Source organism: Pseudomonas sp. FSO-7, from assembly GCF_059579345.1.
In genome coordinates this window covers 6390927-6410162 of sequence record NZ_CM184193.1, presented here as the reverse complement: position 1 = coordinate 6410162, position 19236 = coordinate 6390927, and the positions used below count along the sequence as shown (strand labels likewise).

General features: G+C 62.1%; 17 protein-coding genes and 2 pseudogenes. 8 read left to right on the top strand and 11 right to left on the bottom strand.

Annotated features, from left to right (window positions below; translation table 11 throughout):
- Positions 1 to 83: 83 nt before the first annotated feature.
- Positions 84 to 704, bottom strand: coding sequence for a guanylate kinase (gmk, locus tag AC515T_RS28285; RefSeq protein WP_047735756.1), 621 nt, complete (start codon positions 702 to 704; stop codon positions 84 to 86).
- A 10-nt stretch (positions 705 to 714) separates the two neighbouring features.
- Positions 715 to 1578 (bottom strand): YicC/YloC family endoribonuclease, encoded by an 864-nt coding sequence (locus AC515T_RS28280; protein ID WP_496530824.1) that lies wholly within the window; start codon positions 1576 to 1578, stop codon positions 715 to 717.
- Positions 1579 to 1839: 261 nt separating this feature from the next.
- Here AC515T_RS28280 and rph point away from each other — a divergent pair, with 261 nt between their 5' ends.
- Together rph and AC515T_RS28270 are read left to right on the top strand one after the other, a co-directional pair.
- Positions 1840 to 2562: a ribonuclease PH gene (gene rph / locus AC515T_RS28275; RefSeq protein ID WP_060740056.1), complete on the top strand. Its 723-nt coding sequence runs from the start codon at positions 1840 to 1842 to the stop codon at positions 2560 to 2562.
- Between the two features lie 34 nt (positions 2563 to 2596).
- A complete protein-coding gene (locus AC515T_RS28270; RefSeq protein ID WP_496530823.1) occupies positions 2597 to 2965 on the top strand; it encodes a DUF4870 domain-containing protein in 369 nt (122 codons plus the stop codon).
- A gap of 177 nt (positions 2966 to 3142) precedes the next feature.
- Here AC515T_RS28270 and crc read toward each other — a convergent pair whose 3' ends face one another.
- Positions 3143 to 3922 (bottom strand): catabolite repression control protein Crc, encoded by a 780-nt coding sequence (crc, locus tag AC515T_RS28265; protein WP_013694557.1) that lies wholly within the window; start codon positions 3920 to 3922, stop codon positions 3143 to 3145.
- Between the two features lie 82 nt (positions 3923 to 4004).
- Between crc and pyrE the strand changes: the two genes are divergently transcribed.
- Positions 4005 to 4649, top strand: coding sequence for an orotate phosphoribosyltransferase (gene pyrE, locus AC515T_RS28260; RefSeq protein ID WP_122567564.1), 645 nt, complete (start codon positions 4005 to 4007; stop codon positions 4647 to 4649).
- Positions 4650 to 4844: 195 nt separating this feature from the next.
- Here pyrE and argB read toward each other — a convergent pair whose 3' ends face one another.
- The 4 genes and pseudogenes from argB to coaBC all read right to left on the bottom strand — a co-directional run bounded on the left by argB (position 4845) and on the right by coaBC (position 9102).
- Complete coding sequence (gene argB, locus AC515T_RS28255) at positions 4845 to 5750, bottom strand: acetylglutamate kinase (RefSeq protein ID WP_025216133.1); 906 nt, start codon at positions 5748 to 5750, stop codon at positions 4845 to 4847.
- Positions 5751 to 5777: 27 nt separating this feature from the next.
- Positions 5778 to 7181, bottom strand: a pseudogene (locus AC515T_RS28250) (phosphomannomutase/phosphoglucomutase); the annotation flags it as partial.
- 252 nt (positions 7182 to 7433) lie between these two features.
- On the bottom strand, positions 7434 to 7889 hold the full coding sequence (gene dut, locus AC515T_RS28245) for a dUTP diphosphatase (RefSeq protein WP_053126549.1): 456 nt from the start codon (positions 7887 to 7889) through the stop codon (positions 7434 to 7436).
- A 4-nt stretch (positions 7890 to 7893) separates the two neighbouring features.
- A complete protein-coding gene (gene coaBC, locus AC515T_RS28240; RefSeq protein ID WP_003206865.1) occupies positions 7894 to 9102 on the bottom strand; it encodes a bifunctional phosphopantothenoylcysteine decarboxylase/phosphopantothenate--cysteine ligase CoaBC in 1209 nt (402 codons plus the stop codon).
- A gap of 144 nt (positions 9103 to 9246) precedes the next feature.
- Between coaBC and radC the strand changes: the two genes are divergently transcribed.
- A complete protein-coding gene (gene radC, locus AC515T_RS28235) occupies positions 9247 to 9921 on the top strand; it encodes a RadC family protein (protein ID WP_496530822.1) in 675 nt (224 codons plus the stop codon).
- Between the two features lie 35 nt (positions 9922 to 9956).
- Here radC and AC515T_RS28230 read toward each other — a convergent pair whose 3' ends face one another.
- The gene (locus AC515T_RS28230; RefSeq protein ID WP_496530821.1) at positions 9957 to 11543 is read right to left on the bottom strand and encodes an ABC transporter substrate-binding protein; all 1587 of its coding nucleotides are present in this window, start codon (positions 11541 to 11543) and stop codon (positions 9957 to 9959) included.
- Positions 11544 to 11980: 437 nt separating this feature from the next.
- Here AC515T_RS28230 and rpmB point away from each other — a divergent pair, with 437 nt between their 5' ends.
- Entirely contained in the window at positions 11981 to 12214 is a 234-nt protein-coding gene (rpmB, locus tag AC515T_RS28225; protein ID WP_003177273.1) for a 50S ribosomal protein L28, read from the top strand.
- A gap of 11 nt (positions 12215 to 12225) precedes the next feature.
- On the top strand, positions 12226 to 12381 hold the full coding sequence (gene rpmG, locus AC515T_RS28220) for a 50S ribosomal protein L33 (protein WP_003177274.1): 156 nt from the start codon (positions 12226 to 12228) through the stop codon (positions 12379 to 12381).
- A gap of 172 nt (positions 12382 to 12553) precedes the next feature.
- On the opposite strand, the gene AC515T_RS28215 is transcribed toward rpmG, so the two are convergent.
- Positions 12554 to 12916, bottom strand: a complete 363-nt coding sequence (locus tag AC515T_RS28215) for a cupin domain-containing protein (RefSeq protein WP_046064464.1) — start codon at positions 12914 to 12916, stop codon at positions 12554 to 12556.
- Between the two features lie 233 nt (positions 12917 to 13149).
- Here AC515T_RS28215 and AC515T_RS28210 point away from each other — a divergent pair, with 233 nt between their 5' ends.
- Together AC515T_RS28210 and AC515T_RS28205 are read left to right on the top strand one after the other, a co-directional pair.
- Positions 13150 to 14643, top strand: a complete 1494-nt coding sequence (locus tag AC515T_RS28210; RefSeq protein WP_496530820.1) for an aldehyde dehydrogenase — start codon at positions 13150 to 13152, stop codon at positions 14641 to 14643.
- 189 nt (positions 14644 to 14832) lie between these two features.
- Positions 14833 to 15956 (top strand): annotated as a pseudogene (locus tag AC515T_RS28205) (MFS transporter).
- A 174-nt stretch (positions 15957 to 16130) separates the two neighbouring features.
- Here AC515T_RS28205 and AC515T_RS28200 read toward each other — a convergent pair.
- The gene (locus tag AC515T_RS28200; protein WP_496530819.1) at positions 16131 to 17696 is read right to left on the bottom strand and encodes a phospholipase D family protein; all 1566 of its coding nucleotides are present in this window, start codon (positions 17694 to 17696) and stop codon (positions 16131 to 16133) included.
- Between the two features lie 61 nt (positions 17697 to 17757).
- Positions 17758 to 19191, bottom strand: coding sequence for an aminotransferase-like domain-containing protein (locus AC515T_RS28195; protein WP_496530818.1), 1434 nt, complete (start codon positions 19189 to 19191; stop codon positions 17758 to 17760).
- Positions 19192 to 19236 lie beyond the last annotated feature (45 nt).

Sequence of the window (19236 nt, the reverse complement as noted above, 5' to 3'; positions counted from 1 at the left end):
GAAGCGCTGATTTTTTAACCAAACCCCTCGGCGCGCTGCGACTACCAATGTAAAGCCGTCGCAGCGGTTTTGGGAAGGGCTGATCAGCCCAACAATTCGGCCAATAATTTACCGAAACGTTGCTGTTGGCGTTTCTGTTGCAGCTGGCTTGCGCGGAAAATCGCCTTCAGGTCGTCCAGCGCATGGGCGAAATCGTCGTTGATGATCAGGTAATCGTAGTCGACGTAGTGGCTCATTTCGCTGACCGCTTCGCGCATCCGGCCCTCGATGATCTCGTCGCTGTCCTGGCCACGGTTGGTCAGGCGCTGGCGCAACGCCTGCTGGCTCGGCGGCAGGATGAAGATCGAGCGGGCCTGGGGCATCAGCTTGCGCACCTGCTCGGCGCCTTGCCAGTCGATTTCCAGGATCAGGTCATGGCCTTCGTCGAGGGTCTGCTGCAAGTAGCTTTGCGAGGTGCCGTAGAGGTTGCCGAAGACTTCGGCACGCTCCAGGAAGTCGCCGTGCTCGGCCATCCTCACGAATTCTTCGCGGTCGACGAAGTGATAGTTCACGCCGTTGACTTCGCCCGGGCGCATGGCGCGGGTGGTGTGCGAGACCGAGACGCGGATCTGCGGTTCGGCGTCGATCAACGCCTTGACCAGGCTGGTCTTGCCGGCGCCCGAGGGCGCGGAAATGATGTAGAGAGTGCCGGTGCTGTGGGTCATGTCGTGAGCCTTACTCAATGTTCTGCACTTGTTCGCGCATCTGCTCGATCAACACCTTGAGGTTGACCGCTGCCTGGGTACTGCGCGGGTCGAAGGCTTTGGAGCCCAGTGTATTGGCTTCGCGGTTGAGCTCCTGCATCAGGAAGTCCAGGCGGCGACCGGCCGCACCGCCGGACTTGAGCACCCGGCGAACTTCGATGATGTGGGTGCTCAGGCGATCCAGTTCTTCGGCCACGTCGCTTTTTTGCGCGAGCATGACCATTTCCTGTTCCAGGCGCTGCGGGTCCAGCTCGGCCTTCATGTCGCTGAAGCGGTCGAGGACTTTCTGGCGCTGGGTGGCGAGCATCTGTGGGACCAGCTCGCGCAGGGTACTGACGTCTTCTTCGATGGCGCTCAGGCGCTCGTTGATCAGCCGGGCCAGCTCCGCGCCTTCACGCTCGCGACCGGCCTTGAGTTCTTGCAAGCCTTGGTTGAACAGCGCCAGCGCCTCGGCGTTCAGCGCCTGCGGGTCGCTCGCGTCACCCACCAGCACGCCGGGCCAGGCCAGGACTTCCAGCGGGTTCAGGGCCGCGGGATGCTTGATCAGGCTGGCGACGGTTTCGGCCGCGGCGACCAATTGCGCGGCGCGCTCGCGGTCCACTTGCAGGGCTTTGCCGGTGCTTTCTTCGGTGAAACGCAGGGTGCATTCCAGCTTGCCCCGAGACAAGCCCTGACGCAGCGCTTCGCGCACGCCGCCTTCCAGGTCGCGGAAGGACTCGGGCAGGCGCAGGTGCGGCTCCAGGTAACGGCTGTTGACCGAGCGCAGTTCCCAGCTCAGCGTGCCTTGGGCCCCGGCTTTTTCGACGCGGGCGAAGGCGGTCATGCTGTGCACCATGGAGGTTCCTCGCAATGCAGGCCGGCACGACGGTGGTCGTGGGCCTGGGATCTGTAGATAAAAGCCCGAGGGCAGCAAAGGCGCAGGATTGTAGCGCAGTGGGACGCAAGCGCCCAAACAGCTCCGGCAACAAAGCGCTGCAGCCCGTCGGTCGGGTCTTTGAGCGCGCTCACCTGGCGCGTCAGTTTTTTAAACTGCCCTCTGGCGGCCCACGGCTCTATAATGTCCGGCAGTTTTCCGTCCTCTGTACAGGTGTTCCCTATGAAACGTCCAAGTGGTCGCGCTGCCGATCAGCTTCGCTCGATCCGCATTACCCGCAACTACACCAAACACGCCGAGGGATCTGTACTGGTCGAATTCGGTGATACCAAGGTCATCTGCACCGTCAGCGTCGAAAACGGCGTGCCACGGTTTCTCAAGGGCCAGGGCCAGGGCTGGTTGACCGCCGAATACGGCATGCTGCCGCGTGCCACCGGTGAGCGGAACCAGCGTGAGGCCAGCCGTGGCAAGCAGGGCGGTCGTACCCTGGAAATCCAGCGCCTGATCGGCCGTTCGCTGCGCGCCGCACTGGACATGTCCAAGCTGGGTGACGTGACGCTGTATGTGGACTGCGACGTGATCCAGGCCGACGGCGGCACGCGTACGGCCTCCATCACCGGAGCCATGGTTGCGCTGGTCGATGCCTTGAAAGTGATCAAGAAGCGCGGCGGCCTCAAGGGCGGCGACCCGCTCAAGCAAATGATCGCCGCCGTGTCCGTGGGCATGTACCAGGGCGAGCCGGTGCTGGACCTGGATTACCTGGAAGACTCCGCCGCCGAGACCGACCTGAACGTGGTCATGACCAGCGCCGGCGGTTTCATCGAAGTCCAGGGCACCGCCGAGGGCGCGCCGTTCCAGCCTGAAGATTTGAACGCTATGCTGGAGTTGGCGAAGAAAGGCATGAACGAGATCTTCGAATTGCAAAAGGCCGCGTTGGCTGACTGATCGATTCCCGCTTCAAGACAACAAGGAGAGCGTCATGAGTGATGAACAAATCCTGCTGCCCCAGCCGAGCAAAGAGGCGCGTCAATGGGCAATGTTCTGTCACCTGTCCGCCTTGTTGGGGATCTGGATTCCGTTTGGCACGCTGATCGGGCCGTTGGTGCTCTGGCAGCTCAAGCGTGAATCCGACCCGTTCATCGATGCCCAGGGCAAGGAAGCGTTGAACTTCCAGATCACCGTGGCGATTGCTTCGGCGATCAGCCTGCTGCTGATGATCGTGGTGATTGGCTTCTTCCTGTTCGGCCTGGTGGCCATCGGTGCGCTGGTGTTGACCATCATTGGCGGCGTGAAGGCCAATGAAGGGCTGCCGTATCGGTATCCGTTCACCTGGCGGTTGGTCAAATAACGATCAGTAAACGCCTGTCCCTGTGGGAGCGAGCCTGCTCGCGATAGCGGTTCATCATTCAACATAAATGTTGGCTGACCCACCACCATCGCGAGCAAGCTCGCTCCCACAGTAGAAATGGGTGTCCACAAAAAAACCGACACGGCTGTCGGTTTTTTTGTGGCTGCGAAACGACACTCAGATCGTCAGCGTCCAGTCGTAATCCACGATCAGCGGCGCGTGCTGTGAGAACCGTGGCTGGCGCGGCAGGCGGGCGCTGCGTACGAAGCGGCGCAGCCCAGGCGTCAGCAACTGGTAGTCGAAACGCCAACCGAGGTTGAGCATTTCGGCCTGTTCGTTGTCCGGCCACCAGCTGTATTGGTCGCCCTCGCGGCTGACTTCACGCAGCGCGTCGACATACCCCATGTTGCCAATGATCTCGTCCATCCAGGCCCGTTCCGGCGCCAGGAAACCAGGAGATTGCTGGCTGTCGCGCCAGTTCTTGATATCCAGCTTCTGTTGCGCCACGTACAGCGAGCCACAATAGATGTACTCGCGACGTTTGCGCCGCTGTTTATCCAGGTAACGGGCGAAGTCGTCCATCAACTTGAATTTCTGATTCAAATCTTCATCGCCGTTTTGCCCCGAAGGGAGCAGTAAGGTCGCGATGCTGACCTTGTCGAAATCGGCTTGCAGGTAGCGCCCGTAGCGGTCCGCCGTCTCGAAACCGAGACCGTTGATGACAGCCTTCGGTTGCAGCCGCGAGTACAAAGCCACGCCACCCTGGGCGGGGACTTCGGCATCGCAGGCATAAAGGAAGTAACCATCCAGTTGGAAGGCTGCATCGTCCAGTTCAAAGGCGGAGGCGCGGGTGTCCTGCAGGCAGATGACGTCGGCATTCTGTGCTTGCAGCCAACTGAGCAAACCACGCTCGACTGCAGCCTGAATACCATTGACGTTCACACTGATGATCCGCATAAATGGCCCCAAAAATCACGTGCGTGTATGATACACGCCGTGTACCTATTTAGCTAAATCCGCGGTATTTGAGGCTTTTTTCATGCAGGCGTATCAGCGCGATTTCATTCGCTTTGCCATCGATCGCGGGGTTTTGCGCTTCGGTGAATTCACCCTCAAGTCCGGGCGCACCAGCCCGTACTTCTTCAATGCGGGCCTGTTCAACAGCGGAACCGCCCTGGCGCAGTTGGGGCGTTTCTACGCGGCAGCCATCGTCGAGAGCGGCATCCCGTTCGACGTGCTGTTCGGCCCGGCCTACAAAGGCATCCCCCTGGCCGCCACCACCGCCGTCGCCCTGGCCGAACACCACGGCCGCGACCTGCCCTGGTGTTTCAACCGCAAGGAAGCCAAGGCCCACGGTGAAGGCGGCAGCCTGGTGGGCGCGCCGCTGACCGGCGAAGTATTGATCATCGACGACGTCATCACCGCAGGCACCGCCATTCGCGAAGTGATGCAGATCATCGGTTCCCAGGAAGGCGCCAAGGCTGCCGGCGTGCTGATCGCCCTGAACCGCCAGGAGCGCGGCAACGGTGAGCTGTCGGCGATCCAGGAAGTGGAGCGCGACTTTGGCATTCCGGTAATCAGCATTGTGTCGCTGAACCAGGTGCTGGAGTTTTTGGCCGACGATCCGCAACTCAAGCAGCATTTGCCGGCGGTTGAGGCTTATCGGGCGCAGTTCGGCGTCTGAAATGGTTCCTGATTTTGATCTTGTGGCGAGGGAGCTTGCTCCCGCTCGATTGCGCAGCGATCGCAAAAATGTTGGGACCGCTGCGCAGCCCAGCGGGAGCAAGCTCCCTCGCCACAAAAGCACCCTCTGAAAAAGTGGCGTAAAAAAAGACCCCGCTCAACCAGGTTGAGCGGGGTCTTTTTTTACCGGTGTCGCTTACGGACGCTTGCGATTACTGATCAAGGTACCCACGCCGGTATCGGTGAAGATCTCCAGCAGGATCGCATTCGGCACGCGGCCGTCGATGATCAGCGAGCTGCCGACGCCGCCCTGTACCGCTTCCAGCGCGCAACGAATCTTTGGCAGCATGCCGCCGTAGATGGTGCCGTCGGCGATCAGGTCATCGACCTGTTGGGTGGACAGTCCGGTCAGGACCTTGCCGGTCTTGTCCATCAGGCCGGCGATGTTGGTCAGCAGCATCAGCTTTTCAGCTTTCAGCGCCTCGGCAACCTTGCCCGCCACCAGGTCGGCGTTGATGTTGTACGACTCACCGTTGGCGCCCACGCCGATGGGCGCGATGACCGGGATGAAGTCGCCCTTGACCAGCAGGTTCAGCAGGTCGGTGTTGATGCCGACCACTTCGCCCACGTGACCGATGTCGATGATTTCCGGCTGGGTCATCTCCGGGGTCTGGCGAGTGACGGTGAGTTTCTTCGCCCGGATCAGCTCGGCGTCCTTGCCCGTCAGGCCAATGGCGCTGCCGCCATGGCGGTTGATCAGGTTGACGATGTCCTTGTTGACCTGGCCGCCGAGGACCATTTCCACCACATCCATGGTCTGCGCATCGGTCACGCGCATGCCGTCGATGAAGTGGCTCTCGATCGACAGGCGCTTGAGCAGATCGCCGATTTGCGGGCCGCCGCCGTGGACCACCACCGGGTTGATGCCCACGGCCTTCATCAGCACGATGTCGCGGGCGAAGCCGGTTTTCAGCTCCTCGCTTTCCATCGCGTTGCCGCCGTATTTGATCACCAGGGTCTTGCCGACGTAGCGTCGGATATAAGGCAACGCTTCGGACAGGACCTTGGCGGTGTTGGCGGCGGCTTCGCGTTCGAGGGTCATTCAGGGCTCCGGTAGTGCTTCAAAAAATCAAAACGGTAGTTGGAGATCAGGTGCAACACGTTTGAGTTGGGTGTGGAACACGTCCTTGATGCGCTGCAGTTCGGCCTCGTTGTCGGCCTCGAAGCGCAGCACCAGCACCGGGGTGGTGTTGGACGCGCGGACCAGGCCCCAGCCTTGTGGGTAGTCGACCCGCACACCGTCGATGGTGGTCAGTTCGGCGCCTTCGCCCCACTGGGCGTCGTGCAGTGCATCAATGATGCTGAATTTGCTCTCTTCGGTCACATGGATATTGATTTCCGGCGTAGAAATATCGTTCGGGAAGGTTGCGAACAGCTCTTCGGCCGTGGATTTCTCCTTGCTGAGGATCTCCAGCAGGCGTGCGGCGCTGTAGATACCGTCGTCGAAACCGAACCAGCGCTCCTTGAAGAAGATGTGGCCGCTCATTTCACCGGCCAGCAGGGCGCCGCTCTGTTTCATTTTCTTCTTGATCAACGAATGGCCGGTTTTCCACATCAGCGGGCGACCGCCATATTCCTTGATCAGCGGCACCAGGCGACGGGTGCATTTCACGTCGAAGATGATTTCGGCGTTCGGATTGCGCGCCACCACGTCACGGGCGAACAACATCAGCAGGCGGTCGGGGAACACCACGCTGCCGGTATTGGTCACCACGCCGACGCGGTCGCCGTCGCCGTCGAAGGCCAGGCCCAGGTCGGCGTTGGTTTCCTTGACCTTGGCGATCAGGTCTTGCAGGTTTTCCAGCTTGCCCGGGTCCGGGTGGTGATTAGGGAAGTTGCCGTCCACGTCGCAGAACAACGGGATGACTTCACAGTTCAGGGCTTCGATCAGCTGCGGGGCGATCACGCCGGCCGCGCCGTTGCCGCAATCGACCACCACTTTCAGGCGTCGGGCGAGCTTCACGTCCTTGACGATCTCGTCGTTGTAGCGATCGAGGATGTCGACCTTGGTCACGCTGCCCTGGCCGCTGCTCAGGTCGTTGGTCTTGAGGCGGGTGTGCAGGGCCTGGATCTGCTCGTTGGCGAGGGTGTCGCCGGCGATGACGATCTTGAAGCCGTTGTAGTTCGACGGGTTGTGGCTGCCGGTGAGCATCACCCCGGATTTGCCGGCCAGCACGTTGGCGGCGTAGTACAGCGCCGGGGTCGGCACCAGGCCCACGTCGCTGACGTGGCAGCCGCTGTCGGCAACGCCTTTGATCAATTGTTCGACCAGCTCAGGGCCCGACAAACGGCCATCACGGCCGACGGACACGTTCGGTTCGCCCTGGGCCAGGCTCTGGGAGCCGATGGCGCGGCCGATCCAGTAGGCGGTTTCGGCGGTGAGGGTTTCCGGTACCACGCCACGGATGTCGTAGGCGCGGAAAATGCTGTCAGGGAAGATCGGGGCGATTGCGGCTGGGGTGTTCATGGGCGGGGCGCTCTATCAGGAAAGTGACTGGACAGGCCGACACGGGGCGTCGGCAGGCTCAAGCTGAAGGGTATGACGGCGTTTTTGACAGAGAGTTCGTGGTGGGAAATTGCCATGAGACAGCGTTACCCCGGCCTCGCTCGCCTAATACATTGATTCCGGATGGGAAACCTAGCAGAAAGCCATTGCGCATTTTTTGTCCTGAAACAGAAGCTTAACAAACGGGCCGGGCAGGACGCCCGGCCCGGAACCGCGCGGTCAATGGCTGCCGGAATGCCCGAAACCACCGGCGCCGCGCTGGCTCTCGTCGAATTCCTCGACCAGTTCGAAGTGGGCCTGGACCACTGGCACCAGGACCAACTGCGCGATGCGCTCGCCCACGGCAATGTTGAAGGCCGTTTGGCCGCGGTTCCAGCACGACACCATCAATTCGCCCTGGTAGTCGGAATCGATCAGGCCCACAAGGTTGCCCAGCACGATGCCGTGCTTGTGGCCCAGGCCCGAGCGCGGCAGGATCAGCGCGGCCAGGCCCGGGTCGCCGATGTACACCGACAGGCCGGTAGGAATCAGCAGGGTCTGGCCTGGTTCCAGGATCGTGTCCTGCTTGAGCATCGCCCGCAGGTCGAGGCCGGCGGAGCCCGGTGTGGCGTATTGCGGCAGCGGGAATTCGCTACCGATGCGTGGGTCGAGGATCTTGGCTTGTAGGGCGTGCATGACATTAAACCTGGTTCAGACGTTCGGCGATAAAAGTGATCAGCTGGCGGGCAATCTTGCTCTTGCTGGTCTGGGCGAAAAGCGTGGCGTGCAACTGGCGGTCGATCACGCTGCAGGCGTTTTCTTCGCTGTTGAAGCCGATGCTCGGGTTGGCGACGTCGTTGGCGACGATCAAGTCGAGGTTCTTGTCCTTGAGCTTGCGGGCGGCGTAGTCGAGCAGGTGTTCGGTCTCGGCGGCGAAGCCGACACTGAACGGACGGTCGGGGCGGGTGGCGATGCTGGCCAGGATGTCCGGGTTGCGCACCATTTGTAGTAGCAGGCCGTCACCGCTTGTAGGGTCTTTCTTCAATTTTTGCGGGGCAACGACTTCGGGGCGGTAGTCCGCTACCGCAGCCGAGGCGATGAACAGGTCGCAGGGGATGGCCGCTTCACAGGCCGCGAGCATGTCCCGGGCACTGACCACGTCGATGCGCGTGACCCGATCCGGGGTCGGCAAGTGCACCGGGCCGGTGATCAGCGTCACCCGGGCGCCGGCTTCCACGGCGGCTTCGGCCAGGGCGAAGCCCATTTTCCCAGAGCTGTGGTTGGTGATGTAGCGCACCGGGTCGATGTTTTCCTGGGTCGGCCCGGCGGTGATCAGCACGTGCTTGCCGGTCAGGGCCTGGCGCTGGAAGCAGTCGGCGGCGCACTGGGCCAGGTCCGTGGCTTCGAGCATGCGCCCCATGCCGACATCGCCGCAGGCCTGGCTGCCGGAGGCCGGGCCGAAGACTTTCAGGGCGCGGCTTTCCAGCAATTGCAGGTTGGCCTGGGTGGCCGGGTCGCGCCACATGGCCTGGTTCATGGCCGGTGCGACGGCGACCACGGCGTCGGTGGCGAGCACCAGGGTGGTCAGCAGGTCGTCGGCGATGCCTTGGGCCAGACGGGCGATCAGGTCGGCCGTGGCCGGGGCGATCAGCACCAGGTCGGCCCACTTGGCCAGCTCGATATGGCCCATGGCGGCTTCGGCCGCCGGATCGAGTAAATCCAGGTGGACCGGGTGCCCGGACAAAGCCTGCATGGTCAGCGGGGTAATGAACTCGCTGCCGCCACGGGTCATGACGACCCGTACTTCCGCGCCCTGGTCGATGAGTCGGCGAACCAGCTCGGCGCTCTTGTAGGCGGCAATGCCGCCGCCGACGCCCAGAACGATGCGTTTCCGATACAGCCGCTGCATAGGCCTGCCTTTCGATTTCAGTGGTCAGTGCAAGGCGAACCCCTTGGCAGCAGCTGCCAGGGTGCAAATCGCCTGCAAAAAAGATGGGCTACGATATCACAGCGACCGCTACGGAACAGCGGCGCCCACAATCAGGGAGATGCCATGAGTATTCGCGATTGGCCCGCGGCCGAGCGGCCGCGGGAGAGGTTATTGACGCTGGGGGCGGGGAGTCTTTCGGACGCCGAGCTGCTGGCGATTTTTCTACGCACCGGCGTGTCCGGCAAAAGCGCGGTGGATCTGGCGCGACAACTGTTGATTCAATTTGGCAGCCTGCGCGCGCTGCTTGAGGCGGATCAGATCACGTTCAGCAATCACATGGGGCTCGGGCCGGCGAAGTTTGCCCAACTGCAGGCGGCTCAGGAAATGAGTCGACGGCATTTGGCTGAACGGGCGCGGGAAAAGACCATGCTGGAAAGCCCGTTCGCGGTGCGTGAATACCTGAAGTCCATGCTGCGCCACGAACCCCACGAGGTGTTCGGTTGCCTGTTTCTCAATTCCAAGCATCAGGTGCTGACCTTCGAGGCGCTGTTCCGCGGTTCTATCGACAGCGCCAGTGTCCATCCCCGGCAGGTGGTCAAGCGCGCCCTGGCCCACAACGCCGCTGCGTTGATCCTGTGCCACAACCACCCCTCCGGCAACACCGAGCCCAGCCAGGCCGACCGGGTGCTCACCGAGCGGCTCCAGGAGGCCCTGGAGCTGATCGACGTGCGGGTGCTCGACCACTTCATCGTTGGCGATGGGGAGCCGTTGTCGATGGCGGAGTGTGGGTGGATGTAGCCCGGCCAGGCTTGAACAATTCCTTGTGGGCAGGGTTACTTGAGGCTGACCTTGGAGTAATCCTGCCGCCCAAACGGGCTCACCGCATAACCCTGCACATCCTTGCGGGTCAGCGCGAAGGCGGTGGGGTGCGCCAGGGGCAACCACAGGGCCTGCTGCTGGATCTGGGCCTGGGCCTGCTCGTAGAGCTTGGCACGCACGCCTTGTTCGCCGGTGGTCTTGCCGGCGCTGATCAGCTTGTCCAGGTCCGGGTTGCAGTAGCGGGCGAAGTTGGTGCCGGACTTGAGCGCCGCGCAGGAAAACTGCGGTGTGAGGAAGTTGTCCGGGTCGCCGTTGTCACCGGCCCAGCCCATGAACAGCAGATCATGTTCGCCGGCCTTGGCGCGGCGGATCAGTTCGCCCCATTCGATCACGCGGATTTCGGCCTGGATGCCGATTTCCGCCAGGTCCGATTGCAGCAACTGCGCGCCCAGGCTCGGATTGGGATTGAGCAGGCTGCCGGAGGGACGGGTCCAGATCGTGGTCTTGAAGCCTTCCTTCAAACCGGCCTTGGCCAGCAGGTCGCGGGCTTTCGCCGGGTCATGGGCGTAGCCGGGCAGGCTTTTGGCATAGCTCCAGGTGTTGGGCGGGTAGGGGCCATTGGCGGCTTCGGCGGTGCCTTCGAAGACGGTCTTGAGGTAGCTGGCCTTGTCGAAGGCCAGGTTGATGGCCTGTCGCACCTCAGGCTTGTCCAGTGGCGGATGCTGACTGTTGATGGCCACGAACGCGGTCATGAAGGCATCGGTCTGGGCCACGCTCAGGGTCGCTTCCTGCCGGGCCGCCTGTACGTCCAGCGGCTTGGGCGACAAGGCGATCTGGCATTCGTTGCGGCGCAGTTTCTGCAGGCGCACATTGGCATCCGGCGTGATGGCGAAGACCAGCGGGTCTACTTGGGGCTTGCCGCCGAAATAGGCGTCGTTGGCCTTGTAACGAATCGAGGCGTCCTTCTGGAACCGGCTGAAAATGAACGGGCCGGTGCCGACCGGCTGGTTGTTGAGTTTTTCCGGCGTGCCGGCCTGCATCAGCTGATTGGCGTATTCGGCCGAATAGATGGAGGCAAAGCCCATGCTCAACGTCGCCAGAAAGGTCGAGTCGGCGTGATCGAGGGTGAAGCGCACGGTCAATGGGTCCAGTGCGTCGATTTTCTTGATCAGCGCCGGCAATTGCATGGACTGGGCGTGGGGGAAGCCGCTTTGCGCCACCTTGTGCCACGGGTTCGCCGGGTCGAGCATGCGCTCGAAGCTGAACTTCACGTCCTCGGCGGTCAGGTCGCGGCGCGGCGTGAAGTAATCGGTGTGATGGAACTTGACCTGGGGTCGCAGCTTGAACATGTAAGTCAGGCCATCGGTGGAGACTTCCCAGCGCTCGGCCAGGCTGGGGACCACTTTGCCGCTGGCGGTATCGAAATCCACCAGGCGGTTCATCAGCACGTCGGCGGAGGCGTTGGTGGTGGTCAGGGAGTTGTACTGGACGACATCGAACCCTTCCGGGCTGGCTTCGGTGCAGACGCTCAGGGCGGCGGCCAAGGCCTGCGGGGTGATCAGCAGAGGGGCGAGCAACAACGGTAGGGCAGCGAGGCGCATGGTCGGTTTCCTGTGCAAGTCGAAGGCCCATCTGCGAGTGCAGTCTGGAAAAGGCCTACCCTAGTGGGCTCGCTGCCAAATGACTATCCCCTTTTTGCATTTTCCGGCACTCTGCGGCGACGGTATGGGTGGTCAGAACCTGCCGCACGTGAAAAAAACCTGCGTGCAGCGACGAGCGGTAAGGGGCCGTGCCAGCCTCTGTCCCCGCCGTCCGGGACGGTTAGCCGATGTTTCCCCTGGAAGACAAATCACATCGGCTGTTGTTGCACTGTGGTCTTTCTGGTATAAAGCAGCGCTCTTTTCTAGGGGCCCGGTTCCTTCACTGTAGGTGTAGCCGGTAAGACCCTTAAAGAAACGCGGCGCCTGGCGCCAAATGAATGAGAGATTAAGCGGCCAACCCATGCCGGGTTGGGCATGTGGTTTTAGAGGGCTGAGGCATGTCGAGAGTCTGTCAAGTTACCGGTAAGGGTCCGGTGACTGGGAATAACATTTCCCACGCAAACAACAAAACCCGTCGTCGTTTCCTGCCGAACCTGCAGCATCACCGCTTCTGGGTTGAAGAAGAGAAACGTTTTGTGCGTCTGCGCGTATCTGCCAAAGGCATGCGTATCATCGACAAGCGTGGCATCAGTGTCGTGCTGGCCGAACTTCGTCGCGATGGCAAGGTTTAAGGGAGCTAATCATGCGTGAATTGATTCGTTTGATCTCGAGCGCCGGTACTGGTCACTTCTACACTACCGACAAGAACAAGCGTACTACCCCGGACAAAATCGAGATCAAGAAATATGATCCGGTTGTTCGCAAGCACGTGATCTACAAGGAAGGCAAAATCAAGTAATTGATTTTTCCCTCTTACAAAAAAGGCCCGTATCGCGAGATACGGGCCTTTTTTGTTGCCTGTGAGGGCCTCATCGCGAGCAAGCTCGCTCCCACACTGGACCTTATGACGCCTCAGATCCGTGTGGGAGCGAGCCTGCTCGCGATGAGGCCAGATCCGGCGACACAAATCTTCAGGCCTTCTGCTCGAACACCACATAGATCTTGCGGCACGGCTCCAGCACTTCCCAGGTGCCCTTGAACCCGGCCGGGATCACGAAGCGGTCGCCGGCCCGCAGGGTCTTGGCATTGCCATCGTTGTCCCGCAGCACGGAAACGCCCTGGACGATCTCGCAGTATTCATGCTCGGTGTAGTTGACCGTCCACTGGCCGACGGCGCCTTCCCATACGCCAGCGTTCATTTGCCCGCAGGGGCTGCTGTAGTGGTTGAACACGGTTTGCTCGGGATCGCCCTTGAACACCTTGGCCGGGTCCGGGCGATAACGTTCGGCGGTGGTATTGGCCTGGCTGAAGTCGACGATGTCCTGAATGCTCATGCGGGTGATCCCCAGTGATCGCTTGGAAGGCTTCGAGTCTATGTTTATTAAAACGAACATCGCAAGGTCGTTTGCCACTGTTGTGTCAAATATATTGAAACATGACCAGTCGCTGGTTTAGGGTGGCGGGTGCCCTGAGCCGAAAACGGCGCCGAAAACAGCTGGCCGGGCAGAATTCTTTTGAGCGCTGCGCATTGCGCGGCGTTCGGACTCAATAAGAGGAGGACACACGCATGACCACCCTGACTCGTACCGATTGGGAACAACGCGCCCGCGACCTGAAGATCGAAGGCCGCGCCTTCATCAACGGTGAGTACACCGATGCGGTGTCCGGCGAAACCTTCGATTGCCTCAGCCCGGTCGACGGCCGCCTGCTGGGCAAGATCGCCAGCTGCGACGTGGCCGACGCCCAGCGTGCCGTCGAAAATGCCCGTGCCACCTTCAACTCCGGCGTCTGGTCGCGCCTGGCGCCAAGCAAGCGCAAAGCCACCATGATCCGTTTCGCCGGCTTGCTCAAGCAGAATGCAGAAGAGCTGGCGCTGCTTGAAACCCTGGACATGGGCAAGCCGATCAGTGACTCGCTGAACATCGACGTGCCCGGCGCGGCCCAAGCGTTGAGCTGGAGCGGTGAAGCCATCGACAAGCTCTACGATGAAGTGGCGGCTACCCCGCACGATCAACTGGGCCTGGTGACCCGTGAGCCGGTGGGTGTCGTGGGCGCTATCGTGCCCTGGAACTTCCCGCTGATGATGGCCTGCTGGAAGCTCGGCCCGGCGCTGTCCACCGGTAACTCGGTGGTGCTCAAGCCGTCGGAAAAATCCCCGCTGACCGCCATCCGCATCGCCGCGCTGGCGATCGAAGCCGGCATTCCGAAAGGCGTGCTGAACGTGCTGCCTGGCTACGGCCACACCGTCGGCAAGGCCCTGGCCCTGCACATGGACGTCGATACGCTGGTGTTCACCGGCTCCACCAAGATCGCCAAGCAACTGATGATCTACTCTGGCGAATCCAACATGAAGCGCATCTGGCTGGAAGCCGGCGGCAAGAGCCCGAACATCGTGTTCGCCGATGCCCCGGACCTGCAAGCCGCCGCCGAATCCGCCGCCAGCGCCATCGCCTTCAACCAGGGCGAAGTCTGCACCGCCGGCTCGCGGCTGCTGGTGGAGCGCTCCATCAAGGACACCTTCCTGCCACTGGTGATCGAAGCCCTCAAGGGCTGGAAACCTGGCAACCCCCTGGACCCGGCCACCAACGTCGGTGCCCTGGTCGATACCCAGCAGATGAATACCGTGCTGTCCTACATCGAGGCTGGCCATAGCGACGGCGCCAAGCTGGTCGCCGGTGGCAAGCGCATCCTTGAGGAAACCGGCGGCACGTATGTCGAGCCGACGATTTTCGACGGCGTGAGCAACGCCATGAAAATCGCCCAGGAAGAGATTTTCGGCCCGGTGTTGTCGGTCATCGCTTTCGATACCGCCGAGCAGGCCATCGAAATCGCCAACGACACGCCGTATGGCCTGGCCGCAGCGGTATGGACCAAGGACATCTCCAAGGCTCACCTGACCGCCAAGGCCCTGCGTGCCGGCAGCGTATGGGTCAACCAGTACGACGGCGGCGACATGACCGCACCGTTCGGTGGTTTCAAGCAGTCGGGCAACGGTCGCGACAAGTCGCTGCATGCGTTCGACAAATACACCGAGCTGAAGTCGACCTGGATCAAGCTCTGACAGTGGCGGCCCCGGATCCTGTCCGGGGCGTCATGCAGTGCTGATTCCTCTGTGGGAGCGAGCCTGCTCGCGATAGCGGTACGACAGTCGACGACTTTGTTGAATGTTGCGCCGTCATCGCGAGCAAGCTCGCTCCCACAGTGTTTTGGGTGATGGCTGAGATTGATAACCCTCCACAGGAGCGTGGAAATGCGTTGGGCAACCTATTTCGCCGTGCTGGCGTCTGTCCTGAGCGTTGGCCTGGCCCTGGGCGTGAGCATGCCGCTGGTGTCGCTGCGCCTGGAGGGCTGGGGTTATGGCGCGTTCGCCATTGGCGTGATGGCGGCCATGCCGGCCGTGGGGGTGTTGCTCGGGGCCAAGGTGTCGAGTCGGCTGGCGGCGCGGTTCGGCACGGCGGCGTTGATGCGCATGTGTCTGTGGGGCGGGGCGGTGTCCATCGGATTGCTGGCGCTGCTGCCCAGCTATCCGGTGTGGTTGCTGCTGCGCCTGATGATTGGCGTGGTCCTGACCCTGGTGTTCATTCTGGGTGAGAGCTGGATCAACCAACTGGTCATCGAAAAATGGCGTGGACGGTTGGTGGCGCTGTACGGCAGCAGCTACGCCCTGAGCCAGTTGTCCGGCCCGCTGCTGCTGGGCGCGCTGGGGACCGATCATGATTACGGGTTCTGGGTGGGCGTCGGCCTGCTGTTGGTCGCACCCTTGCTGTTGCTGGGTCGTAGCGGTGCGCCGAGCAGCGAGGCCGGCAGCGTCACGTTCGGCGATTTGTGGACGTAATTGCCTGGGCGGTCTCGTTGTTCGCTGCGTTCGAGGCGATGATCCTCACCTTGTTGCCGGTGTATTGCCTGCGCCAGGGTTTCACGGCCGACATTGCGCTGGCGATGGTCAGCACCGTGGTGGTCGGTGATGCCTTGCTGCAGTTGCCCATCGGCGCCCTGGCCGATCGTGTGTCTCGCCGGGCCCTGCTGACGGGGTGCGCGGTGGCGTTGATGTTATCGAGCCTGGCGGTTCCGCTGCTGATCGATACCTTGTTGATCTGGCCGTTGTGGGTGCTGTTCGGCGCCAGCGCGGGCGGTTTGTTCACGTTGTCGCTGATCTTGATCGGCGAGCGTTACCGCGACGATGCGCTGGTGCGGGCCAACGCCCATGTCGCGCAACTGTGGGGGCTCGGTTGCCTGATCGGCCCACTGGTGGCGGGGGCGGGCAGCCAATGGGTCAGCGGGCATGCGCTGCCTTTGTTCATGGCGGCTGGGGCGTTCGGGCTGGTGATCCTGTTGTTGCGTCAAGGGGCGTTTGGGGCCACCCAACCCGCTTGAACAGCCCAAAACCTTGTGGCGAGGGCGCTTGCTCCTGCTTGGTTGCGCAGCAACCGCCAGAAGCCGGGACTGCTTCGCAGTCCAGCGGGAGCAAGCTCCCTCGCCACAAAAGCGACCTGCCATAAAAAGCAGCCTGTCCACAAAAAAACGGGTTGTCATGGAAGTGGTCGGCCCTTAAAGCATCCGCTCCAGCCCGATCGTCGTGCTGAACCAGGCATTGAACCGGCGCCACCAACTGCCCGGTTCACGGTCCAGGTCGTGGGTCTTGCCGTGGTCTTCGGTGGTCCATACGAGCGTTCCGTCTTTCAGCCGGGCCTGATAACTCAGGGCCGGCGCCATGCCTTGCAGGGCCAGTTCACGCACTTGGCCGGCGAGTTCCGGGCTGTCCACCAGCACGCCGACTTCGGTGTTCCACAGCACCGAGCGTGGGTCGAAATTGAACGAGCCGATGAAGGATTTCTGCTGATCGAAGATGATCGCCTTGCTGTGCAGGCTGGAGTCGGATTCGCCGTAGGACTTGCTGTAGAACAGGTGCGGGCTGCTGCCGGTGTCGCCCGGTTGTCGGCGTAGCTCGAACAGGCGCACGCCATGCTGCAGCAGGGCCTTGCGGTACGGCGCATAGCCGCCGTGCACGGCGGGCACGTCGGTGGCCTCCAGGGAGTTGGTCAGCAGGCTCACCGACACGCCGGCATCGGCGCGACTGGTCAGGTACACCAAACCTGGCTGGCCGGGGACGAAGTAGGCGGAAATCATGATCAGTTCTTTGCTGACGCCCGTCAGCTCGGGGGCCAGTTGGGTGGTCAGCAGCAGCTGCGGGTCCGGTTCCTCCTTGGCCAGCACTTTGCTGGGCGCGTCCCACAGTGCCTGGTTCCAGGCCCAGATCAACTGGTCGCGCCAGGTGTCCAGGCGCGGTTGGGTCTTGTAGGCGGTCAACTGCTGGTAGAGCGCGTGGTTTTCCTTGTGGGTCTGCTCCAGGGACTCTTGCAGGCGCAGGCGGCTGTTGGCCAGGTCCTTGGGCGTGGGGCGATGGGACAGGAACTGTTCGATGGGTTTGCTCAGGGCGCTGTTCCAGTACTGGTCGAAGCTGTGGCCCAATTGTTCGGCCACCGGGCCGACACCGAGCAGGTCGATGTCGGTGAAGTTCAGGTTGGGTTCGGCGTCGAAGTACTCATCGCCCAGGTTGCGGCCGCCGACGATGGCCATGCTGTTGTCCGCCAGCCACAGCTTGTTGTGCATCCGCCGGTGCTGCAACGACAGGTTGAACAGGCGTCCGAGGCTGCGAGTCACGCCGGTGGCGCGTCCCAGGTGCAGCGGGTTGAACAGGCGGATCTGGATTTGCGGATGGGCGGCGAGGGTCGCGATGATCTGATCCTGGCCGTCGCTGGTGGTGTCGTCCAGCAGGATCCGCACGCGCACGCCCCGGTCGGCGGCCTTGAGCAGTTCATCTACCAGCATCCGCGTGCTGATGCCGTCATGGACGATGTAGTACTGCAAATCCAGGCTGCCTTGGGCGTGGCGAATCAGCTCGGCGCGGGCGATGAAGGCCTCGGTGCTGTCCGACAGCAGCCGAAAGCCCGAGCGTCCTTCATGGGCGGCGGCCTGGGCCTGGACCGAGCGGCCGAACGAGGATTCGGTGGCCGGCAGGGCCTGAGAGGGCTCACGGGTGATATCAAGACCGGCGCAGCCGCTCAGCAGTGAGGCGACTAACAGCAGCGCAGGCAGGATCGGTCTGGATCTCACGTAGGATCGTTCCGCTTGTTCACGTTGATCGGCTGTTGGGTGCTGCTTCCCTGGTTAACGTTCAGACGGCGTCGCGCTGGGTTTCGTTCAACAGCACGATAGCGGCGGCCCCGACCTTTCGCACGGCCTCTTCGATCTGGGCCGTTGGCTTGGCAGCGTAGTTCATCCGCAGGCAGTTGCGGTACTTGCCCGACGCCGAAAAAATACTGCCGACGGCGACCTGCACGCCTTGGTCCAGCAGGACCCGATTGAGCTTCAGCGTGTCGAAGCCGTCGGGCAATTCGATCCACAGCATGAAACTGCCCCGTGGGCGACTGGCACGGGTGCCCGAGGGGAAATAGCGGCTGACCCAGTCGATCATCACGTCGCGATTGCGCTGGTATTGGGTACGCATCCGCCGCAAATGGGGTTCGAAATGCCCGCCCTTGAGAAATTCGGCAATGGCAATCTGCGGCTGTGGCGCGGTAGAGCCGGTGCTGATGTATTTCATGTGCAGCACCCGCTCCAGATACCGGCCGGGCGCGACCCAGCCGATGCGCAGGCCAGGCGCCAGGGTCTTGGAAAACGAACTGCAGAGCAGGACGCGGCCGTCTTCATCGAAGGACTTGATGGTGCGCGGGCGGGGGTATGTGTAGGCCAATTCCCCATACACATCATCTTCGATGATCGCCACGTCGAAGCGCTGTGCCAGGTTCAGCAGCGCGCGTTTATTGGCGTCGGGCATGATGTAGCCCAGCGGGTTGTTGCAGCTGGGGGTCAACTGTATGGCCTTGATCGGCCATTGCTCCAGGGCCAGTTCCAGTGCTTCCAGGCTGATGCCGGTGAGTGGGTCGGTGGGAATTTCCAAGGCCTTCATGCCCAGGCCCTTGAGGGTTTGCATGGCCCCGTGAAAGCTGGGTGAGTCCACCGCGACGATATCGCCTTGTTCGCAGGTGGCACGGATGCTGACCGACAGGGCTTCGTGGCAGCCGGTGGTGACGATCAAATCATTAGGGCCCAGTTGGCAGCCGGAGTCCAGCGACAGCCGTGCGATCTGCTCGCGCAGCGCGAGGTTGCCGTAGATGTTGTCGTAATACAGGCCGGGCATGTCTTGCCGGCGGCTGATCTGCGCCAGGCTGCGCAGCAGCGGCTTCATGGTCGGTGAGTTGATGTCCGGCATGCCACGTCCCAGTTGCACCACATCCGGGCGCGGTACGGCGCGTATCAGTTCCAGCACCTGGTCCCACTGGGAAATATCCACGGGACGCTGGGCTGGCCGGCCTACCACCGGTAGGTCCGGCAATCCGCGGCCCACGGGTACGAAATAACCGGACTTGGGCCTCGGCATCGCCAGTCCACTGTCCTCCAGCACGCGATAGGCCTGCTGCACCGTACTCAAACTGACCCCATGTTCCGTGCTCAATGCCCGCACAGATGGCAGCCGGTCGCCGGGGCGGTAGAAGCCCTGTTCGATGCGGGTGCCGAGCAGTTCGGCGAGGTTCACGTAGAGGGTCATGGTGCACTCCCGATGAGGTGGACAACTGCCACCAATACAGTTGGG